The organism is Paraburkholderia gardini, assembly GCF_907164545.1.
GTDB lineage: Bacteria > Pseudomonadota > Gammaproteobacteria > Burkholderiales > Burkholderiaceae > Paraburkholderia > Paraburkholderia gardini.
Genome location: NZ_CAJQZB010000049.1, coordinates 1 through 19753, shown reverse-complemented (window position 1 = coordinate 19753; position 19753 = coordinate 1). Strand labels below are relative to the sequence as shown.

Annotated in this window: 25 protein-coding genes and 3 pseudogenes; 17 read left to right on the top strand and 11 right to left on the bottom strand. The window is 61.4% G+C overall.

Annotated elements, in window-relative coordinates:
• Positions 1-17 precede the first annotated feature (17 nt).
• Positions 18-188 (top strand): annotated as a pseudogene (locus LPA37_RS25210) (DUF1289 domain-containing protein); the annotation flags it as partial.
• A gap of 43 nt (positions 189-231) precedes the next feature.
• Here the strand turns inward: LPA37_RS25210 and LPA37_RS25205 are convergent.
• Positions 232-861: a LysE family translocator gene (locus LPA37_RS25205; protein ID WP_228983435.1), complete on the bottom strand. Its 630-nt coding sequence runs from the start codon at positions 859-861 to the stop codon at positions 232-234.
• A gap of 136 nt (positions 862-997) precedes the next feature.
• On the opposite strand from LPA37_RS25205, the gene LPA37_RS25200 reads away from it, so the two are divergent.
• Entirely contained in the window at positions 998-1465 is a 468-nt protein-coding gene (locus LPA37_RS25200) for an Lrp/AsnC family transcriptional regulator (RefSeq protein ID WP_229014005.1), read from the top strand.
• A gap of 91 nt (positions 1466-1556) precedes the next feature.
• Positions 1557-1790 (top strand): hypothetical protein, encoded by a 234-nt coding sequence (locus tag LPA37_RS25195; RefSeq protein WP_228983428.1) that lies wholly within the window; start codon positions 1557-1559, stop codon positions 1788-1790.
• A gap of 16 nt (positions 1791-1806) precedes the next feature.
• On the opposite strand, the gene vapC is transcribed toward LPA37_RS25195, so the two are convergent.
• Both vapC and vapB read right to left on the bottom strand, forming a co-directional pair.
• The gene (gene vapC, locus LPA37_RS25190; protein ID WP_229014004.1) at positions 1807-2217 is read right to left on the bottom strand and encodes a type II toxin-antitoxin system tRNA(fMet)-specific endonuclease VapC; all 411 of its coding nucleotides are present in this window, start codon (positions 2215-2217) and stop codon (positions 1807-1809) included.
• Entirely contained in the window at positions 2217-2447 is a 231-nt protein-coding gene (vapB, locus tag LPA37_RS25185; RefSeq protein ID WP_229014003.1) for a type II toxin-antitoxin system VapB family antitoxin, read from the bottom strand. Before vapB ends, vapC begins: the two co-directional genes overlap by 1 nt.
• An 80-nt stretch (positions 2448-2527) precedes the next feature.
• On the opposite strand from vapB, the pseudogene LPA37_RS27940 reads away from it, so the two are divergent.
• Positions 2528-2633: pseudogene (locus LPA37_RS27940) on the top strand (IS630-like element ISCARN69 family transposase); the annotation flags it as partial.
• 148 nt (positions 2634-2781) lie between these two features.
• Here the strand turns inward: LPA37_RS27940 and LPA37_RS25180 are convergent.
• Positions 2782-3675 (bottom strand): LysR family transcriptional regulator, encoded by an 894-nt coding sequence (locus LPA37_RS25180; protein ID WP_229014002.1) that lies wholly within the window; start codon positions 3673-3675, stop codon positions 2782-2784.
• Between the two features lie 155 nt (positions 3676-3830).
• On the opposite strand from LPA37_RS25180, the gene LPA37_RS25175 reads away from it, so the two are divergent.
• Both LPA37_RS25175 and LPA37_RS25170 read left to right on the top strand, forming a co-directional pair.
• Positions 3831-4157 carry a carboxymuconolactone decarboxylase family protein gene (locus tag LPA37_RS25175; protein WP_228983420.1) on the top strand — a complete coding sequence of 109 codons (327 nt, stop codon included), beginning with the start codon at positions 3831-3833 and terminating at the stop codon, positions 4155-4157.
• Between the two features lie 72 nt (positions 4158-4229).
• Complete coding sequence (locus LPA37_RS25170; protein ID WP_229014001.1) at positions 4230-5234, top strand: aldo/keto reductase; 1005 nt, start codon at positions 4230-4232, stop codon at positions 5232-5234.
• Positions 5235-5285: 51 nt separating this feature from the next.
• Here the strand turns inward: LPA37_RS25170 and LPA37_RS25165 are convergent, their stop codons facing one another.
• Complete coding sequence (locus LPA37_RS25165) at positions 5286-6185, bottom strand: LysR family transcriptional regulator (RefSeq protein ID WP_228983416.1); 900 nt, start codon at positions 6183-6185, stop codon at positions 5286-5288.
• A 151-nt stretch (positions 6186-6336) separates the two neighbouring features.
• On the opposite strand from LPA37_RS25165, the gene LPA37_RS25160 reads away from it, so the two are divergent.
• The 8 genes and pseudogenes from LPA37_RS25160 to LPA37_RS25125 all read left to right on the top strand — a co-directional run.
• Positions 6337-7320: an aldo/keto reductase gene (locus tag LPA37_RS25160; protein ID WP_228983415.1), complete on the top strand. Its 984-nt coding sequence runs from the start codon at positions 6337-6339 to the stop codon at positions 7318-7320.
• Positions 7321-7390: 70 nt separating this feature from the next.
• Entirely contained in the window at positions 7391-7885 is a 495-nt protein-coding gene (locus tag LPA37_RS25155; protein WP_228983414.1) for a hypothetical protein, read from the top strand.
• A gap of 11 nt (positions 7886-7896) precedes the next feature.
• Positions 7897-8259 (top strand): nucleotide pyrophosphohydrolase, encoded by a 363-nt coding sequence (locus LPA37_RS25150; protein ID WP_228983472.1) that lies wholly within the window; start codon positions 7897-7899, stop codon positions 8257-8259.
• Between the two features lie 214 nt (positions 8260-8473).
• Positions 8474-9202: a FadR/GntR family transcriptional regulator gene (locus tag LPA37_RS25145; protein ID WP_228983413.1), complete on the top strand. Its 729-nt coding sequence runs from the start codon at positions 8474-8476 to the stop codon at positions 9200-9202.
• Between the two features lie 122 nt (positions 9203-9324).
• A complete protein-coding gene (locus LPA37_RS25140; RefSeq protein ID WP_229014000.1) occupies positions 9325-9816 on the top strand; it encodes a VOC family protein in 492 nt (163 codons plus the stop codon).
• A gap of 103 nt (positions 9817-9919) precedes the next feature.
• Positions 9920-10321: an SRPBCC family protein gene (locus LPA37_RS25135; protein WP_229013999.1), complete on the top strand. Its 402-nt coding sequence runs from the start codon at positions 9920-9922 to the stop codon at positions 10319-10321.
• A 248-nt stretch (positions 10322-10569) separates the two neighbouring features.
• A complete protein-coding gene (locus LPA37_RS25130; protein ID WP_228983410.1) occupies positions 10570-11322 on the top strand; it encodes an SDR family oxidoreductase in 753 nt (250 codons plus the stop codon).
• 104 nt (positions 11323-11426) lie between these two features.
• A pseudogene (locus LPA37_RS25125) lies at positions 11427-11504 on the top strand (3-oxoacyl-ACP reductase); the annotation flags it as partial.
• A gap of 150 nt (positions 11505-11654) precedes the next feature.
• Here LPA37_RS25125 and LPA37_RS25120 read toward each other — a convergent pair.
• Positions 11655-13397 carry an IlvD/Edd family dehydratase gene (locus LPA37_RS25120; protein WP_229013998.1) on the bottom strand — a complete coding sequence of 581 codons (1743 nt, stop codon included), beginning with the start codon at positions 13395-13397 and terminating at the stop codon, positions 11655-11657.
• 342 nt (positions 13398-13739) lie between these two features.
• Between LPA37_RS25120 and LPA37_RS25115 the strand changes: the two genes are divergently transcribed.
• From LPA37_RS25115 to LPA37_RS25105, 3 genes are read left to right on the top strand one after another with little or no spacing between them, the layout of a single operon-like run.
• The gene (locus LPA37_RS25115) at positions 13740-14819 is read left to right on the top strand and encodes a sugar ABC transporter substrate-binding protein (RefSeq protein WP_228983408.1); all 1080 of its coding nucleotides are present in this window, start codon (positions 13740-13742) and stop codon (positions 14817-14819) included.
• An 8-nt stretch (positions 14820-14827) separates the two neighbouring features.
• Positions 14828-15820, top strand: a complete 993-nt coding sequence (locus tag LPA37_RS25110) for an ABC transporter permease (RefSeq protein ID WP_407672619.1) — start codon at positions 14828-14830, stop codon at positions 15818-15820.
• Positions 15820-16590, top strand: a complete 771-nt coding sequence (locus LPA37_RS25105; protein WP_228983406.1) for an ATP-binding cassette domain-containing protein — start codon at positions 15820-15822, stop codon at positions 16588-16590. Before LPA37_RS25110 ends, LPA37_RS25105 begins: the two co-directional genes overlap by 1 nt.
• 151 nt (positions 16591-16741) lie before the next feature.
• Here the strand turns inward: LPA37_RS25105 and LPA37_RS27765 are convergent, their stop codons facing one another.
• The 5 genes from LPA37_RS27765 to LPA37_RS25085 all read right to left on the bottom strand — a co-directional run.
• Complete coding sequence (locus LPA37_RS27765) at positions 16742-17176, bottom strand: HipA domain-containing protein (protein ID WP_407672618.1); 435 nt, start codon at positions 17174-17176, stop codon at positions 16742-16744.
• A complete protein-coding gene (locus tag LPA37_RS27760) occupies positions 17112-17369 on the bottom strand; it encodes a HipA domain-containing protein (protein WP_267478195.1) in 258 nt (85 codons plus the stop codon). Before LPA37_RS27760 ends, LPA37_RS27765 begins: the two co-directional genes overlap by 65 nt.
• A 135-nt stretch (positions 17370-17504) precedes the next feature.
• On the bottom strand, positions 17505-18356 hold the full coding sequence (locus tag LPA37_RS25095; RefSeq protein WP_229014014.1) for a 3-hydroxybutyryl-CoA dehydrogenase: 852 nt from the start codon (positions 18354-18356) through the stop codon (positions 17505-17507).
• Positions 18357-18390: 34 nt separating this feature from the next.
• Positions 18391-19578, bottom strand: a complete 1188-nt coding sequence (gene bktB, locus LPA37_RS25090; RefSeq protein WP_228983404.1) for a beta-ketothiolase BktB — start codon at positions 19576-19578, stop codon at positions 18391-18393.
• 59 nt (positions 19579-19637) lie between these two features.
• On the bottom strand, positions 19638-19753 hold a 116-nt coding region (locus LPA37_RS25085; RefSeq protein WP_148092860.1), incomplete at its 5' end, for a 4Fe-4S dicluster domain-containing protein.

The window sequence follows — 19753 nt, the reverse complement described above, 5'->3', positions numbered from 1 at the left end:
AATCTGCCCGGTGTTTCATGACCGTTCAATCTCCCTGCGTCGATATCTGCAAGTTCGACGACAAGACCGGCCTGTGCATTGGCTGCCTTCGCACGCGCGCTGAATGCAAGAACTGGAAGAAGATGAAGGACAAACACTGTCGCAAGATCATCGACGACAGGCCACGCCGTAAGTTGAAGCTGAAACAGCAGGTCGGCTGGACGGGCTCTCACGTCGCACCGCTCTCGCCACTCAGTCAAGCGACAGTCGCAGTGCGAAGCCGACCAGCGCGGCAGAAAACGTCCAGCGCTGAACGGTCTGTGCGAGCGGATGAGTCCGCATCCAGTTCGCAATCCGCGCGGCACCGACTGCACAGGCCGCATCGAAACATGCGCCCATGATCAACAGCACGACACCCAGTTCCACCACCTGCGCCGCGACCGGCCCCGCCTCGGGCCGGACAAACTGCGGCAGCAACACCGAGCAGAACAGCAATGCCTTTGGATTCAACAGGTTGGTCAGCAGCCCCTTGACGAACGCCGCGTGCAGCGGACGCTGCCCGGATACCGCCACACCTCCGGCCGGCAATGCGAAAACCGGCGACCTGAAAATCTGGATCGCAATCCACGCGAGATACACCGCGCCGCCATACCGGACGACCTCATAAAGCCACGGCGCACTGCGCAACAGCGCGGCGACGCCACATGCGGACAGCGTGACATGCGTGGCGCGCGCCATAGCCAGACCGCCGGCCGCCGCGAAACCGCTGCGAGTACCGCGCCCGATACTCGTCTGCATGACGAGCGCCATGTCCGGCCCGGGCACAGCGTAGACGACAGCCAGTGCGGCAACAAAAACGACCATCAGATGCGCTGAAACCATGATGAACCTCGCGTTTTCCAGCGCTCTATCTTGCTATCGCGGGGGGAGCGATTGCTGGCGATTTTCGTGACAACAACGCACTGCAATGGTGTATTACGCTATCATTTTTCATATTGATAGCGCTTTTCACCCATACATGAACAACGATCTCGACAAGATTGATCGCGCCATCCTGGCCGCGCTGCAAACGGACGGACGCATGTCCAACGCGCGTCTCGCCGAAACCGTCGGGTTAAGCGAAACGCCCTGCGCGCGCCGGTTGAAGCGCCTCGAAAACGACGGCTACATCGAACGCTATCGCGCGATGCTTTCGCGCGCGGCGCTCGGGCTCGGCGTGGTCGCGTTTGTCTACGTGCGGTTTGCCGTGCACGACAGGGCGGTCGCCACGCGTTTCGAGCGCGAAATCCTTGCGATCCCGCGCATCCTGTCGTGTCATAACGTGTCGGGCAGCGCAGACTACGTGCTGCAGGTCGTCGCGCGCGATCTCGACGATTACGGCACGTTCATGCGCGATCAGCTACGCAGTCTGCCAGGTGTGACGTCCGTGGAATCGTCGCTGTCGCTGCGGGAAATCAAGGCAAACGGCGGCCTGCCGCTGCCCTGAGCCTGTTGCCACGGACGGCTGCGCCCGCCATCGACCCATGGCATAGTGCGCACCGGCCAACTATTTTTACCAGATGAACCTCGGAGTTTTCATGAACCACGAACAGGCGCGAGCCGAAGAAAGCAGCGCGATGGAGCGCGTGCTCAACGCAACGAAGAAGGTACAGACAGCGTTCACATCGTTGCAATCGCAATTTCCGCCCGCGGGCGATGGCCGCCCCTCGCAGATGGCCTTGCAGACCTTCGATGCAGCGCTGCAGGAACTCGAGGACGCGCAGGCCGCATTCGATGGACTCCTCGGCGATCTGCTTGACGGCAACCGCTAGGGCACTGCCGGACAGATTACCGACCCGCGTGTACCCAGTCTTCAACCCGTAGACCGGGTACCCGGTCGAACTCGCGAAGGTTATTCGTTATCAGGATCAGGCCTTGAGATCGGGCGTGCCCGGCGATCATCTGGTCGTAGGGGCCAATCGGCCTGCCATTTTTTGCCAGCTCGGCCCTGAGCTGGCCGCTATGTGCGGCAGCCTCGTGGTTGTAATCCAGGACGTCCAGGCGGGCGGCAAAACCCTCGACGACAGCCAGATTTTTCTCCGGCGATGCCGACTTCTCTGCACCATAAATCAACTCCATCAAGGTCACCGTGCTAATGCAGAGTTGGCCGTGGTAGCGGTTGAACGCCTCGCGAACCTCATGAGGCTTGTTCTTGATGGTGAAGATGCAGATGTTCGTATCGAGCATGTACTTGAGCATCAAAACGCCTCGCGCTCCTGATCGGTGGGCTGGTTGCGCGTGGACATGAAGTCCGGGCTGACTCCTTCGCCATCAAACCAGCTATCCCAGGATTCTCCGGCAGGGGTGAGTATGCGGATGCGACCGATGGCCACCACGTCGACCCGTTTGACATCGTCAGGAAGCGCCACGGATTTTGGCAGGCGTACCGCCTGACTACGGTTGCTTTTGAAGATGGCACCTTGTTCCACGATGGGCTCCTTGGGATATGTCGAATGTATATCCAATTATAGGAGTGCGTGTGGATATGTCAATGCGATATACCGATCAGATGCACTTCACTCCCCCCGGCATCATGGTTGAACATGGTCGGGCGCTTCTTCCGCGATATCACGACCAAACGCCCGTACTACGGCGTATTCGCCAGCGTGCCGGAGTGAGTTGAGGCAATCGGAAACTAGCCAGACTACCCCCTTCCTGTCAGACCGCTTTTGCCTTGTGCCGCGGTTCACGTCCTTCATGCCTCGCACGTCGACCCAATCCGCAGAGGCCGGAAGGGCCTGACCGTTAGTTGCGTTAATTAAGCTAACGAACATATCGCAGCGCGTCGACGAGTACGCCCAGTGCGCGTGAAGACTGGCGGCGGCTCGGATAGTAAAGGTGATAGCCCGGAAAGACCGGACACCAGTTCTTGAGCACCGGCTTGAGCCGCCCTTCGTCGATATACGGCAGTGCCAGATCAGCTGGAATGTAGGCAAGCCCGCAACCGGACAGCGCGGCCTGCAACATCTGATTCGTTCCGTTGAACACCAGTTGACCATCGACGCGCACCCTCACCTCATGTCCCGCCTTTGTGAATTCCCATGCGAACAGGCCGCCATGCGTCGGTAGCCGCAAATTGATGCAGTTGTGGCCGGTCAGATCCTGAGGTGTTTTCGGCCGCGCCCGGTTCGCGAAATACGACGGCGCCCCAACCACCGCCATGCGCATATCCGGTGCGATGCGCACGGCGATCATGTCTTTCGCGACCTGATCGCCGAGCCGCACGCCCACGTCGTAGCGCTGCGCCACGATGTCGGTCAGACCAAAATCGACCACGATTTCGACCTTGATGTCCGGATAGTCCGGCAACAGTCGCGCCAGTTTCGGCTGAAGGATGGTGGACGCGGCGTGCTCGTCTGTCGTGATGCGGATCGTGCCCGCCGGTTTGTCGCGAAGTTCGGTCAGCGCCGCCAGTTCTTCATCGATTTCATCGAAGCGTGGCCCGACGGTCGCCAGCAACCGCTCGCCCGCCGGCGTCGGCGAAACGCTGCGTGTCGTGCGCGTCAGAAGCCGCAGCCCGAGCCTGGATTCAAGTCCGCGGATCGTATGGCTCAGCGCCGACTGCGACACGCCCAGCTTCGCGGCCGCCCGCGTAAAGCTCTGCGCGCGCGCCACGGCAACGAACGCCAGCAGGTCGTTAAGATTTTCGCGTGCCATTCATGAGCCCCATTCATAAGAGTTTGCCGATTCTACCGTCTAGTCACATGCTCCGGCAGCCAGTAAATTGCGTGCTGTAGACGATCGAACTGGCCCGCGCGCAAGGCTTTCGCGTGACGGACCGCAACCCCGACCTGCGTTGGAGATGACCTGAAATGACCCAGCAGTCCACTGTCGCGCGCGATGCGTTCGGCGACCTGGCACCCGCCCTCGCGGATTACACCGACCGGGTCCTGTTCGACGATGTCTGGCAGCGCCCCGGCCTTTCGCCGCGTGAGCGCAGCCTCGTCACCGTCGCGAGCCTCGTCGCGCTTTATCGCACCACCGAACTGCCCTATCACCTCGGCAAGGCGCTCGATAACGGCATCACCCGCGACGAGTTGATCGAGACAATCACGCATCTCGCGTTCTATTCGGGCTGGCCCACTGCCAGTACGGCGCTCGCCATCGCGAGACGCGTGTTCGAGGAACGCAGGGTCTGACACGTCAGCCTCAGCCCCAACCTTTTTCGCGGCATTTTCTGGCGCAGGTCTACCCTGCATGGAGCATCAAGAATGGATTACCGGTATCTCGGAAAGAGCGCCCTCAAGGTTTCGCCGCTGTGTCTCGGCGCGATGATGTTCGGCGGCGAGACCGACGAGGCAACATCGAAACGCATCATCGACAAGGCATACGATCAGGGCGTCAATTTCATCGATACGGCCGACGTCTATCACGCTGGCCGCTCCGAGCAGATTGTCGGGCGCGCGATTGCCGAGCGGCGCGACAACTGGGTGATCGCCACGAAATTCGGTTATCCCACGTCGCAGGGTCCCAATGAACAGGGACAATCGCGCAAGTGGATCATCCAGTCCGTCGAAGCGAGTCTGAAGCGTCTTGGCACGGATTACATCGACATCCTGTACTTTCACCGCGCGCTCGCCGATGCGCCGCTCGAAGAAGGCGTGCGCGCCATCGGCGACCTGATCCGTCAGGGCAAGGTCCGCTATTTCGGCGTGTCCAACTTCAAGGGCTGGCGTATCGCCGAGATGGCGCGTCTCGCCGATCAGTCCGGCATCGACCGGCCCGTCGCGAGCGAGCCGCTCTACAACATCGTCGACCGCACGGCGGAAGTCGAGCAACTGCCGGCGGCCTCGCACTACGGCCTCGGTGTCGTGTCGTACAGCCCGCTTGCGCGCGGCGTGCTGAGCGGCAAATATGCGGCCGACGCGCCACCGCCCGCCGATTCGCGCGCAGGTCGCGGCGACAAGCGCATCCAGCAGACCGAGTGGCGGCCGGAATCACTCGCGATCGCGCAAACCATCGCAGCTCACGCGGCGAAGCGCGGCACGACCTCGATTGCATTCGCGCTCGCGTGGGTGCTCAAGAACCGGCTCGTCAGTTCGACGATCGCGGGACCGCGCACCGAAGCACAATGGGACAGCTACGTCGAAGCGCTAAAGCTGCAACTCGGCCCCGACGACGAAAAACTCGTCGACAGTCTCGTGACGCCGGGTCACGCGTCGACGCCGGGTTACACCGATCCGGGTTATCCGGTCGAAGGACGGCGCGTCGTTTAAACGCGGCGCCCGGGCGTTCGCGCGCGATGCCGCGGCCTGGGCAAGATGCTGCTACCGGGTGCTGGCCCAGTCGCGCACGGCCTGCGCGAACAGTCTCAAGGCTGTCGGCGGGTGCCGGTTCGCGGGGTAATACAGGCATAGACCAGGAAAGGAAGGACTCCACTCGGGCAGCAGATGAACCAGTTCGCCCGACGCCAGATGCGCCACGACGTGATGTTCCGTCACCCATGCGATGCCGATGCCGGCGAGCGCCGCCTCGACCATCAGATTGAGATTGCCGAGCGTCATCGGTCCATCGACGTCGATGCTGGCGGTTTTGCCGCGATGTTCGAGATCCCAGCGATACAGCGCGCCGCTCTCGAAACGGAACCGGATGCAGCGGTGCTGCGCGAGGTCGTGCGGCGCTTTCGGCGCGGGGTGACGCGACAGATAGTCCGGCGAGGCCACGGCGGCAAAGCGCATGTCGGGACCGAAGCGCACGGCGATCATGTCGCGCGGCACGTCCTCGAGAACGCGTATGCCGGCGTCGAAACCGTCGGCGACGATATCCACGAGACGTGTATCGACGACGAACTCGACGTGGATATCGGGACAGGCGGCCAGAAAATCCGGAAGAACCTCGCGAATGATCGGCCGCGCCGCGGATTCCGACGCGCTGATGCGAATCGAGCCCGACGGACGGTTGCGCGCCGAAGCGACTTCGTTCACTGCGTCCTCGAGGTCGGCAATCGCGGGCCCCGCGCGCCGCAGCAACTGCGCGCCCGCTTCGGTCAGCGCGACAGAGCGCGTCGTACGATTGAAGAGCCGCACGCCGAGGCGCGCTTCGAGCCCACGCATCGAATGGCTGAGCGCCGAAGGCGAAACCCCGAGCACGCGGGCAGCCGCGCGAAAGCTCCGCTGTTCGGCGATCGCAACGAAAGCAGTCAGTTCAGACAGGCCGGCGCGCAGCATAGATGAATTTTCCTCAACACCTCGTGCAAGTCTAGCTGGATTGTTGAGAGAAACACAACGGCCTAAGCTTCAATCCTGCTCAACCGCCTGACAGGCACCGCCCCGGCAAACGCCAACCGTTCGTTCGCGGCGATTCGAAAGGAGAAACATCATGCAAAAGCGCAACCTTGGAAACAGCGGCCTCGAAGTATCGGCGATCGGCCTTGGCTGCATGGGCTTGAGCTTCGGCTACGGCCCGGCGACTGAAAAGTCCGAAGGCATCAAACTGATCCGCTCGGCGTTCGAACAGGGCGTCACGTTTTTCGATACTGCCGAATGCTACGGTCCGTTCGTCAACGAGGAACTCGTCGGCGAAGCGCTCGCGCCGATCCGGGATCAGGTTGTCATCGCGACGAAGTTCGGCTTCCAGGACGGCGACTCGAAAAAGCCGCTCGACAGCCGCCCCGAGCGTATCCGTGCGGTTGCCGAGGCTTCGCTGAAGCGTCTGAAAACCGATCGCATCGACCTGTTCTACCAGCATCGCGTCGATCCGGACGTACCGGTCGAGGACGTGGCCGGCACGGTCAGGGATCTGATCCGGGAAGGCAAGGTCAAGCACTTCGGCATGTCCGAGGCCAGCACGCAGTCAATCCGTCGGGCGCACGCCGTGCAGCCGGTAGCGGCGCTGCAGAGCGAGTATTCGCTGTGGTGGCGCGAGCCGGAGCAGAAAGTGCTGCCGACGCTCGAGGAACTGGGCATCGGCTTCGTGCCGTTCAGCCCGCTCGGCAAGGGCTTTCTGACGGGCGCGATCGATGCCGCGACGGCGTTCGACAAGACCGACTTCCGCAACGTCGTGCCGCGCTTCTCCGAGGAGAACCGCAAGGCGAACGCGGGCCTCGTCGACGTACTCGGCCAGATTGCCGCCGACCGCGGCGCGACGCGCGCGCAGATCGCGCTTGCGTGGCTGCTGGCGCAAAAGCCCTGGATCGTGCCGATTCCCGGCACGACGAAGTTGCATCGCCTGAGCGAGAACGTCGGTGCCGCCGCGGTCGATCTGTCGGCTAGCGATCTCGCCGCCATCGAAGCAGCGCTGCAACAGATCACCGTGGTGGGCGATCGCTACCCGGCTCACATCCAGCAGCGCGTCGATCGCTGATTTATCGTGGGTATTCACCGCGGCCGGTACGCTGCTGGCGTTCGACGCGAGGACCGGCTGGGGCGGCCTGATGGGTCTTGTCATTCCGCCCTTCCTGTTCGTATCCGCCGCGGGCTTTATCGTGACCAACCCGATTGCCGGCGCGCTGTCGAACTGGCCCGAACGTGCGGGCGCGGTGTCGGCGCTGATCGGCGCAATCCAGTACGGCACAGGCATTCTGGGCTCGGCGATGGTCGGCATCTTCGCGGACGGTTCGCCCTGGCCGATGGGTGGGTCATTGCGCTTTTTGGCGTGGGCAGCCTGCTTTGCGCACTGTGCCTCGTGCCCGCCTCCCCCGCTGCCGCCCGCGAAGCACCCGTTACGGGCTAAACGAATACGCCGCTCGTGCATTGCTGCAAATGCCCGCCGGGTAAGACGGTCATCGCGCGCACTGCGCTGTAACATCGAAGGATATGTCGCCACGCCAGGCCCGATCCGCGGCCTGCTGCGAGACGACTGCGAGCATCCCCATGCGCAGGGTGCGCACGGAGCGATCATTCCAGACATGCCACAGGAAGCAGTGTGAAAAACGCCGAAATGCAAAATGACCTGATGGAACTGCGCGAACTCGTTCGTGAGTTTGTCAGCGAGCGCGACTGGGACAAATTTCACACGCCAAAGAATCTCGCGACAGCACTCAGCGTCGAGGCAAGCGAATTGCTGGAGCCTTTTCAGTGGCTTGTATCCGGTGACAGGAGCGAGTTGAGCGATGCGAAGCTCACCGCCATCCGGCACGAAATGGCTGACGTTCTCGTGTATCTCGTTCGTCTCGCAGACAAGCTGGATGTCGATCTCTTCGCCGCCGTGCTCGAAAAGATGGCAATCAATCGTACAAAATATCCCGCCGACAAGGTACGTGGCGACGCGCGAAAATACTCCGAATACGACGACAGGGAATAAAGCCCGCGCGAAACCCGTTGCCATTGCTGAGCACGACGCACCCGTCGCCGGCAGGCTCAGCCCGGAAAATCGCGTGCTATGCTTGATCACGCAACGGAGCTTCGCGAGACAGGCTTCGAACCGCGCCGGCAGCGAGACAGCGAACCGGATATGACCTCGAACGCTGTACAGGTCGTCGTGGAAGAGAGGCCACGCAAAAGCGCAATCGCCAACCATGGACTATCGTCATCTGCAGGAACGCAAGAGTCTGCATGGCCGCATCGTGCAGGACCTCGGCATGGACATCGTGGGCGGCAAGGTGCAGCCCGGTCAGCGCCTGCCCGCTGAAGCGATGCTATGCGAGCGCTATGGCGTGAGCCGCCCCGTGTTGCGCGAAGCGACACGTGTGCTCGTCGCCAAAGGACTGGTTGTCTCGAAGCCGCGTGTCGGCAGTGTCGTGAAGCCGCGCGCGGAATGGCACATGCTCGATCCCGATGTGCTGTACTGGACGATCAAAAGCGTGCCGGAAGGCGAGTTCTTCAGCTCGCTGCTGACGGTGCGTCGCATTATCGAACCCGCTGCCGCCGCGCTCGCCGCAGCCTCGGCGACGAGCGAAGACCTCGAGCACATCGCGTCGGCCTATGAGCAGATGGAAAATGCGGAAACCGCCAGCGCGTTGCTGGACCCCGACCTCAAGTTTCATCGCGCCATCATGGCCGCTACGCACAACGATCTGCTGGGCTATATCGGCAACATGCTTTCGCTCGCGCTATCGGAATCCATCAAGCTGACAAGCCGGCATCCCGACACGCATACGTTGTCCCTGCCGCGTCACAAGGCGATCCTCACCGCGATCCAGAGTCGTGACGCGCTCGGCGCGCGCCATGCGAGCCTCGTCCAGCTCGACAACGCGCGCGCCGACGCCGAGAGCATTCTGGAAATCGCCAACCGCGACACTGCGTGAATATCAGGATATCCGGATTCAGCGGTTGACGTTCGCGATGCATGCTGCGTTGCGAGAATCGGGCGTCCTGGGCATCCGCGGGACATCGGGCGCATGTCAAACCCTCTTCAGGAGACACGAAAATGATCAGCAGGAACACGATCTGTCTGTGGTACGACGGAGGCGCCCTTGACGCCGCAAACTTCTATGCCGAAACATTCCCCGACAGCACTGTCGGGGCCGTCCACCTCGCACCGGGCGACTATCCCGCCGGTAAGCAGGGCAATGTCCTGACGGTCGAGTTCACTGTCGTCGGCATCCCCTGCCTCGGGCTGAACGGCGGCCCCCATTTCAGGCACAACGAGGCCTTCTCTTTTCAGATCGCGACCGACGACCAGGCCGAAACCGACCGCTTGTGGAATGCGATCGTCGGCAATGGCGGCCAGGAAAGCGCATGCGGATGGTGCAAGGACCGGTGGGGACTGTCATGGCAGATCACCCCGCGCGCCCTCACCGCGGCGATATGCGACCCCGATCGCGCGGCGGCCAGGCGCGCATTCGACGCGATGATGACCATGCAAAAGATCGACATCGCCGCGATAGAGGCGGCACGGCTGGGCCGAAACATATCCTGAAGTTGATGGCGCGCACGCGATGATATTTGAGTATCCGCATCTGCATGAGATTCAACAACACGGTATTCATTCGAACGCTTGAGGCAAGCCTGGAGACATCGCGATGCAAACGGCCGAATCGAAAATGATCAGCATATCGATCCAGCGGAGCCCGCAGGACGTATATGACTTCACGGCGCCGCCTGCCTCGTTCGCGCGCTGGGCATCGGGGCTCGGCAAGCCGCTCGGCAACGAAGGAACCGTGTGGCGATTCGAGGGCGAGAATGGCCCCGTAAAGATTCGCTTCACCGAACCCAACGCATACGGCGTGCTCGATCACTACGTCGAGTTGCCAGACGGCAGCGAGATTTACGTGCCAATACGCGTAATCGCAAATGGCACGGGTACCGAAATGCTGTTCACGCTGTTCCGCGTGCCAGGGATGAGCGACGAAAAATTCGCCGCCGACGCGGGATGGGTCATGCGCGACCTGAACACGTTGAAAGAACTGCTGGAAGCGGAGTAATCCTGGCGATGCGGAATCGCGCGAGTCAGGTTTATACCTGAATGATCATCGGGCCCAGCGCTTCAGGCAGGCCAGGGGAGCGCAAACGACATGGACTAGTCGAATCGACAATTCCTGGCACTTCTCAGTAGAGCATGATTCTTCCACAATGGCCTCACGCGATGGGACAGCGGCGAACACTTTCACGCAATACAACTCCTGCCAGGCGTGCCCGCGCGTTCCTTGTTTTTTCCTCTGGAGAAACTGCCATGAAGATAGTCGTAATGGGTGGTTCCGGCCTGATCGGGTCGCGCCTCGTCACGCTGCTCAGCGAGGCGGGCCATGAAGCGCTCGCTGCGTCGCCACGTAGCGGCGTGAATGCCGTCACCGGCGAGGGACTGGGCAACGCGCTCGCGGGAGCGGACGTCGTAGTGGATGTGACCAATGCGCCGTCATGGGAGCCGCAGGCGGTGCTCGACTTCTTCCGCACCTCGGCGCGCAATCTCGGCAAGGCTGAAGTGGCCGCGGGAGTACGCCATCATGTCGCGCTATCCATCGTCGGCTGCGACCGTACGCAGGAGAACGCGTATTTCACTGCCAAGGTCGCGCAGGAAGATGTGATCGAAGCAGCGGGTGTGCCATACACAATCGTGCGCGCGACCCAGTTCATGGAGTTCATCGGCGGTATCGCGGATTTCGGCACGGACGGCGGCACGGTGCGGATCGGCGACGGACTGTTTCAGCCGATCGCCGCGGACGATGTCGCGGCGATCCTCGCGCAGATCGCGCTCGCCGCGCCACTGAACGGCACGATCGAAATCGCCGGCCCAGACCGTGCGCCCTTCGCGGAGATTGTCGCGCGTTATCTGAAGTCGGCAGGCGACCCACGCCCGGTGGTGACGGATCGCGAGGCGCGGTACTACGGTGGCCGTGTCGAGGAACAGTCGCTCGTGCCGCTCGGCGACGCGCGGATCGGTCGCGTCAGTCTCGACCAGTGGCTGGCAAAGGCGAAAGAGGGTTGATCGCCGGTTAAGGCGAAACCTGAATCAACGCACCTTCATTTGCCTTGATCTGGGCTGCCAACCCGATCGGCGTTGCAGCCGAACAATAATTTCCTGGGTCAAGCATGAGCACGTCACAAAAGGTTGTCGTCGTTACCGGCGCATCGCAGGGCATAGGCGCCGAAGTCGTCAAGGCGTTTCGCTGGGATGAGGGTCCGCAGATGGCCGTTCGGCGTCCAGGAAGTAACGACCGCCCCACGCAGCGACTGTTGTGTCGCACACGCAGAAACCAGCCATGGAATCCGGATATCCAGATGGATCCCGCGCGGATTCGCCCACGCGGGTAACGCATGTCAATGCGAATGTCGGGGCACCTCGGCGCCCCGGCAACCCACCAGGAAATCGAAATCGCACCCCTGGTCCGCCTGCAGGACGTGCTCTACGTACAGATGCCGGTAGCCGCTTGCGTCGGCGGGATCGTCCCTGTGCGTCGCGCGCCACGCTGCAAGCCGCGTAGACAGTTCTGCGTCGCTTATGTCGAGATGCAACCGCCCCGCATCACAATCCAGTACGATCCAGTCGCCGTCCTGAACCACTGCAAGCGGGCCGCCCGCGCGCGCCTCGGGCGCCACGTGCAGCACCACCGTTCCGTACGCGGTGCCGCTCATACGGGCATCGGAAATGCGCACCATGTCGGTCACGCCTTGCGCCAGCAATTTCGGCGGCAGTCCCATGTTGCCCACTTCGGCCATGCCGGGATATCCCTTCGGGCCGCAGTTCTTCAACACCAGCACGGAATCGGCCGTGACGTCGAGATCGGCCGCGCCGATGCGCGCCTTGTAATCCTCCAGGTTCTCGAACACGACAGCGCGTCCACGATGCCTGAGCAGCGCGGGTGTCGACGCTGAAGGTTTGAGCACCGCCCCGTTCGGCGCGAGATTGCCACGCAGCACGAACAACCCGCCATCGGGGAACACGGGTTTGTCGAGCGGGCGGATCACTGCGTCGTCGTAAAGCGGCGCGTCCTTGCAGTTGTCCCACAGCGAATGACCATTCGCAGTCAGTGCATCCGGATACGGTAAAAGCCCAGCCTCGCCAAGGCGACGCACCACCGCCGGCAGGCCGCCCGCGTAATAGAACTCCTCCATCAAATAACGCCCTGACGGTTGCAGATCGACGAGCGTCGGCGTGCCGCGACCGATGCGGGTCCAGTCGTCAAGTTCAAGACTTACGCCGATGCGCCCCGCGATCGCCTTCAGATGGATCGCCGCGTTCGTCGAACCGCCAATCGCCGCATTCACACGAATCGCATTTTCGAACGCTTCACGCGTAAGCAGTTGCGACAGACGCAGATCATCGAGCGCCATCCCGACGATGCGCATGCCCGACATGTGCGCGAGAACATAGCGGCGCGCATCCACGGCGGGAATCGCGGCGTTGTGGGGAAGCGTGACGCCCAACACCTCTGCCATGCATGCCATTGTCGACGCCGTGCCCATCGTGTTGCAGGTGCCCGCGGAGCGCGACATGCCGGCTTCGGCCGACATGAAATCATGCAGCGAGATCTTGCCCGCCTTCACCTGCTCGCTCAATTGCCAGACGATCGTGCCCGAACCGATATCGCGGCCCTGATGCTTGCCGTTGAGCATCGGGCCGCCGCTTACGGCGATCGCCGGCACGTCGCAGCTTGCCGCGCCCATCAAAAGCGCCGGCGTGGTCTTGTCGCAACCGACGAGCAGCACGACCGCGTCGACCGGATTGCCGCGTATCGATTCCTCGACGTCCATGCTCGCGAGATTGCGCGTCAGCATGGCCGTGGGACGCAGGTTCGATTCGCCGTTGGAAAACACGGGGAATTCGACCGGAAAACCACCCGCTTCCAGCACGCCGCGCTTCACGTGTTCGGCAAGCTTTCGAAAATGTGCGTTACAAGGTGTCAGCTCGGACCACGTATTACAGATCCCAATAATTGGCTTTCCGCCGAACTCGTGATCGGGAATGCCCTGGTTTTTCATCCAGCTCCGGTACATGAAGCCGTTTTTGTCGGCCGAACCGAACCATTGTGCAGAGCGTAGTGGGCGTTTTCCCTGGCTCATGTCCCTTCTCCTCCTTGAAAGCACCTCGATAGTAATACTATTCAAGTGGCGCTTCGTGAAGATCATGTCGACCAGGCGCTCCGTCATAAACGTGCTGTGCTGCACAGCTCTCCGTACTTCCACGACCTCTGGCGCACCGCGCGGGTTAATTAGTCGGACTAGTTAAGGGTATACATCGATTAATAGGTAAAAGGGCGTGATATAGGATTTTCGGCAACGTTGCCATGCGTGTGCGCATGCCCGCGGGGTTCATTCAGGACGTGATGCCCGGCTACGGTGCTTTTCCGGCCTGCGCCGTCATGCACAGTGAAGTGTCTGATAACTGAAAGACAGGAGACTGAGATGGCGCAAGACAAAGAAGACAAAGGTGAAGTCCAGGGCATGCGTCGCGGGCTGCTGCAGGGTGCGGGTCTGTCTGCCGCACTTGCACTGCTAGGTGGCGCGATCACGCCGGCGCAGGCGGCCGAAGGCGGATCCTTTCCCGCGCACAAGCGCTGGAAGATCGTTTTCGTCAACCACGTCACGACGAATCCGTTTTTCGTTCCGACGCAATACGGCATTCAGGACGCCACTGCCCTGCTCGGCATGGATTATCAGTGGACCGGTTCGGCCAACGCCGACATCGCCGAAATGGTGAACGCGGTCAACGCCGCGGTGGCCGCGAAGGCCGACGCGATCGCCGTGCCGATCGTCGACCCAAGAGCGTTCGACAAACCGATCCAGGCCGCGCTCGATGCCGGCATTCCCGTCTTTGCCTATAACGCGGATGCACCTTCGGGTTCGACGAATCCGCGTCTTGCGTATATCGGACAGGACCTGTACCTGTCGGGTTACCAGATGGGCGAGCGCATCGTGAGCCTGATCGATAGCGGCCTCGTCGCGCTCTTCATCGCGACGCCTGGCCAGCTCAACATCCAGCCGCGGCTTGACGGCGCGGTCGCGGCCATCAAGAAGTCGGGCAAGAAAATCGACGTGCAGACCATCGCAACCGGCGCGACAGTCAACGAAGAACTATCGAAGATCAAATCATTCTATCTGGGCCATCAGGACCTCAAAGGCATGTTCGCGGTCGATGCGGGCAGCACGCAGGGCGTTGCGGAGGTCATGAAGGAATCCAGTCTGCCATCGAAGGGTGTTCATGGCGGCGGCTTCGATCTGCTGCCACGCACGGTCGACCTGATCCATGACGGCTTCCTCGATTTCACGATCGACCAGCAGCCGTACGTTCAGGGTTTCTATACCGTGGTCGAAGCGTTCACCTTCCTTGCCTCCGGTGGCCTTGTTGGACCCGCCAACATCAACACGGGTCTGAAGTTCGTCACGAAGGGCACGGTCGATCCTTACCTGACCACCTCGACACGTTATGAGGGCAAGAGCACCAAAGCCCAGATCGTGCCACGTACGGGTGCGATCAAAGGGTGACGTCATCCGTGACGGATACCACTCAATCCGCCAAACGCCCGAGGCGCTGGTCTGGCGCGCTCGGGCGTTCCAGCGAGATTCGCATCTTCGCGGTCGCGCTCATCCTTAGCATTTACTTTGAAACCGTCAATCATGATTTTCTGCTGACGAGCGCAAGCCTTCAGAATCTCTCGCAGTTCATCGCTCCGGTGGCGATCATTGCGTTTGGCGAAATCATGCTGATGATCGGCGGCGAGATCGATCTTTCGGCCGGGATGGTCTTTGCATTTGCGCCGTTCATCATGCACTTCGCGCACGAAGCAGGCCTGCCCCCATGGCTCTCGTTGCTGAGCGGTGTTCTCGCCGCCGGCGTGGTCGGCCTGATCAACGGCGCGGTAACGGTGTATCTTCGCATCCCCTCTTTCGTCACGACGTTAGGCACACTGTTTTTCGTCAATGGTCTCACGCTGACGATTTCACGCGGCACGCCGGTTGCGCCGCCGGAGGATTCAACCTTTTTTGCGGCATTCATGGGCGGCTGGGGCTACAGCGAGATCATCTGGACGGTCGCGATTGCCGCGATGATGCACGTCCTGCTTCGTTATACGCGCTGGGGACTACATACGATCGCGTCCGGCGCCAATCCACTTGGCGCGAGTGAAGCCGGCATACATGTCAGCCGCCTCAAGCTCGGCAACTTCATCCTTGCCGCGTTGCTTGCGGGCTTTACCGGCATCCTGGAAGGCTTTCGCATCACGTCGATCGATCCGCAGGCGGGCGGCAACCAGATCATGTTTCTCGCGATTGCCGCCGCCGTGATTGGCGGCACGCCGCTTGCCGGCGGCTCGGGCACGATCATCGGCGGGCTGATTGGCGCGGCGGTGCTCGGCATCCTCAACGATGGCTTCACGCTCATCGGGATCAATGCCTTCACGTTCAACATGATTCTTGGCGCGGCGATCCTTGGCGCGATGATCTTCAACATTCACGTCGTTCGTCTCGCGCGCAAGGGAGAGTTGTGATGGCCGAAGTGATCGAGGCGCTGCGCGGCGAAGACATCGTCAAACGTTTCGGCGCGGTCACCGCGCTTGACGGCGTTTCGCTCACGCTAAGACAGGGCGAGATTCTCGGCGTGCTTGGCGACAATGGCGCCGGCAAGTCGACGCTGATCAAGATCCTGACCGGGTTTCATCAGCAGACCACGGGCAAGCTTTTTGTGGGCGGCGAGGAAACGTTGTTGCGTTCCGTCGATCATGCCCGTTCGCTTGGCATCGAGTGCGTGTACCAGGATCTCGCACTCGCCAATTCGCTCAGTATTTACCACAACATGTTTTTGAACCGCGAGATCATCCGTCGCGGTCCAATAAGGCTGTTGAACAATCGCGCGATGCGTGCCCGCGCCGCGGAATGTCTCGAGGAAATCGGCGTGCATGTTCCTTCGGTGGATCTGCCGGTCGAGCAGCTTTCCGGCGGGCAGCGACAGGCAATCGCCGTTGCGCGCGCGGTCAATTCGAATGCGAAGATACTCCTGCTCGACGAGCCGCTCGCCGCAATGGGCGCACGCGAGGCAGGGCTGATTATCGACCTGATCCTTCGGCTCAAGGAGAAAGGCGGCCTGTCCATCATCATGATCATGCACAACTACGCACAGACGCTCGATATCGCCGATCGCGTGATGCTGATGCAGCGTGGCCGCGTGACCTATCAGCGGGAAGCCGCAAGCACGTCGGTCGCGGAGCTGATGGATATCGTGCGCCGCGAGTATCGGGCAATGCGCGCCACGACGAACTGAAACCTGCCTTCACGCCCGCGCCTTCGGTTGAGTCTCGTATTCACCATCACCCGCGCCCGGGTTCGCCCGCACGTCGAAGGCACCGCCCGTCAGTTCTGGCTTGATGCACCCCGCAGGCTCGTCGCGTCAGGCCTGGACCATCGCCTGAATGTCAGGCCATGCGGCTCCGGTTGGTGTCGATTTTTTTTGCGATCTGCTCGACCGTTGCCTTCCGGATCGGAAAGCGCCTGGCGGTTTTGGTGAAGTCTGCTGCGACGGCGCTGATGCGCTCGATGGCGGCGATGGCGTCCACCCTTTTGATGTTCGTCTGGCTTGCCAGTTTAAGCAGATCGGCTTTGGCCGGCGTGCGGCCCTCGCCGCAAATATCCATTTGATGTTCACCGCCCGGACCTTCGCTGAAGGTCAGGCCATAGGCCGGAGAGAACCGCCAGTGGCCGCGATCGTTCATGCGGAAGGAGAAATTCTTCGCGTGATCGTCGCGATTGTGAAAGATCACATTGAACACGCAGCGTTCGTAAGCCTTAAGGATTTCGCGGACATCGCGCGTCATGAAACCTGTGAGGCGCAGCATGGACGTGTAGTCCACGGACGACGGAACGCGAAAGTTGGCGTTTAGCGCACCGAACGGTATGGACCGGCACACGCAGGCCACCTTCGCGATCAAAACGGGCGATACCGAAAGCTGCCAGCTTCGTATCCACATCAAACCAGGCAGTTTCTGGCATATCCAGACCACAGTCCCGTGCCAGTAAGGCATAGGTTGCCTCAATGGCGCACACCTCCTTGTGCTCGGACTCGCCCTGGAATTTCCCGAGCCGGCATTGGACCGGCAGCAGGCCTAACGATTATCGAACGACAGCCCCGGCCGGCCCTGTCGACCTTCAGGGAAGTCAGGGCCAGACAGGCGGCTGAATCTAGCCGTACTGATACACACCGCGCTTCGTTTTCCGTCCGAGTTGCCCGGCGGCTACGTATTCCCTCAGCAGCGGACACGCACGGTATTTCGAATCGCGAAAGTCATTGAAGAGAACATCCATCACCGACAGGCAGACGTCCAGACCGATCAGATCGGCGAGCGCCAGGGGGCCGATCGGGTGATTTGCGCCGAGGCGCATGCCCGCGTCGATCTCTTCTGCCGTGGCCACGCCCTCGGCCAGCACAAAGAACGCCTCGTTGATCATGGGCACGAGAATCCGGTTGACCACGAAACCCGGGGAGTTCCTGACGCCGACCGGCGACTTGTCGAGACGCAACGTGAGCTCGCATACGGCTGCTTCGGTTTCAGCGCTGGTCTGCAAACCACGAATGATTTCCACCAGCGCAAGCAGCGGCACCGGATTAAAAAAGTGCATGCCGATGAAGCGCGATGGGTCCGCCAGCGTCGCACCGAGTGTGGTGATCGAAATCGACGACGTGTTCGACGCAATAATCGCATCGGGCCGGACCGCGGCTTCGATCTGTCGCAGGATACGGTTTTTCAGTTCGCCGTTTTCCGTGGCTGCTTCGATCACGATATCGACATCAGCGAGACGCTGATAGTCAGTCGACGTTTCGATACGGGCGAGCGCATTGTCACGCGCGGCTGCATCGATTTTGCCTTTTGATACAAGTCGTTCGAGACTACCCGCCAATGTCGCCAGACCCGCTTCCAGCGCAGTCTCGTGGATATCTATCATGACCGCCCTGAGTCCCCCCATCGCGACAGTCTGGGCGATACCGTTGCCCATCGTGCCCGCTCCGACGATCCCAACCGTTTCGATTTTCATCACCATTTTCTTTCTCCCGATGCAGTGCGTCGCGCTACTGCATATTCTCAAACACGGCGGCAATGCCCTGTCCACCGCCAATGCACATGGTCACAAGCGCATGGCGGCCACCGATCCGCTGCAGCTCATAAAGCGCTTTCACGGTAATCAATGCACCCGTCGCGCCGATCGGATGTCCAAGTGAAATCCCCGACCCATTCGGATTGACCCTGGCCGGGTCGAATTGCAATTCCTGACTGACCGCGCATGCTTGTGCCGCGAAGGCCTCGTTTGCCTCAATGACGTCGAGGTCTTCGATTCGTAGACCGGCGCGCTGAAGCGCGATGCGCGTAGCGGGGACCGGACCGATTCCCATATAGCGCGGATCGACGCCCGCATGCGCATACGAAACGAGACGCGCCAGCGGCTTCAGGCCACGTTGCCGCGCGGTTTCGCGCTCCATCATCAGTATGGCGGCCGCCGCGTCATTGAGACCGGACGCATTGCCCGCCGTCACGGTGCCTTTGGCCTTCTGGAACGCGGGACGAAGCTGTGCAAACTCATCCGGATCGAGCTGATGACGCACGTGCTCGTCGGTATCGAATGCGATTTCCTTGCCCTTCACCCTGCGCGTGACAGGCAGGATCTGCTCCTTGAAGCGGCCCTCTGTGATTGCGTGGGCCGCGCGGCGATGCGATTCGATTGCGAGCGCGTCCTGTTGCTCGCGTGTGATGCCGTATCTCGCTGCGACATTCTCGGCGGTAACGCCCATATGCATCGCATGAAAAGGATCGTTCAACGCGCCGAGCATCATGTCGACGAGACGCGTATCGCCCATTCTTGCGCCAAAGCGCACGTCGGACGTAATGTAAGGTGCACGGCTCATGTTCTCCGCGCCGCCGCCGATCGCGATGTCGGCGTCGCCGAGAAGGATTGTCTGAGCGGCAGAGACGATCGCCTGCAGACCTGAGCCGCACAGGCGATTCACGGTGAAGGCCGGCGTCGCTTCCGACACACCACCATTGAGTGCCGCAACACGCGCCAGGTACAGGTCCTTCGGTTCTGTTGCAATGACGTTGCCGAACACAACATGTCCGACGTCGTCTCCCTTCACTTCGGCACGCGCCAACACTTCCCTCACGACGAGCGAACCGAGTTCAGTCGGCGGCAAATCCTTCAGGCTGCCACCGAACTTGCCGATGGCCGTACGCACACCGCTAACAACGACGACTTCTCTTTGCATCTTTCACTCCTTGACTCAAACGGTGCACGCGGACTGTCTTGTCGAGTCCGCCTCGCGCTTCACATATTCGGATAGTTAGGCCCACCGCCGCCTTCGGGCGTGACCCACACGATGTTCTGCGTCGGGTCCTTGATGTCGCACGTCTTGCAGTGCACGCAGTTCTGCGCGTTGATCA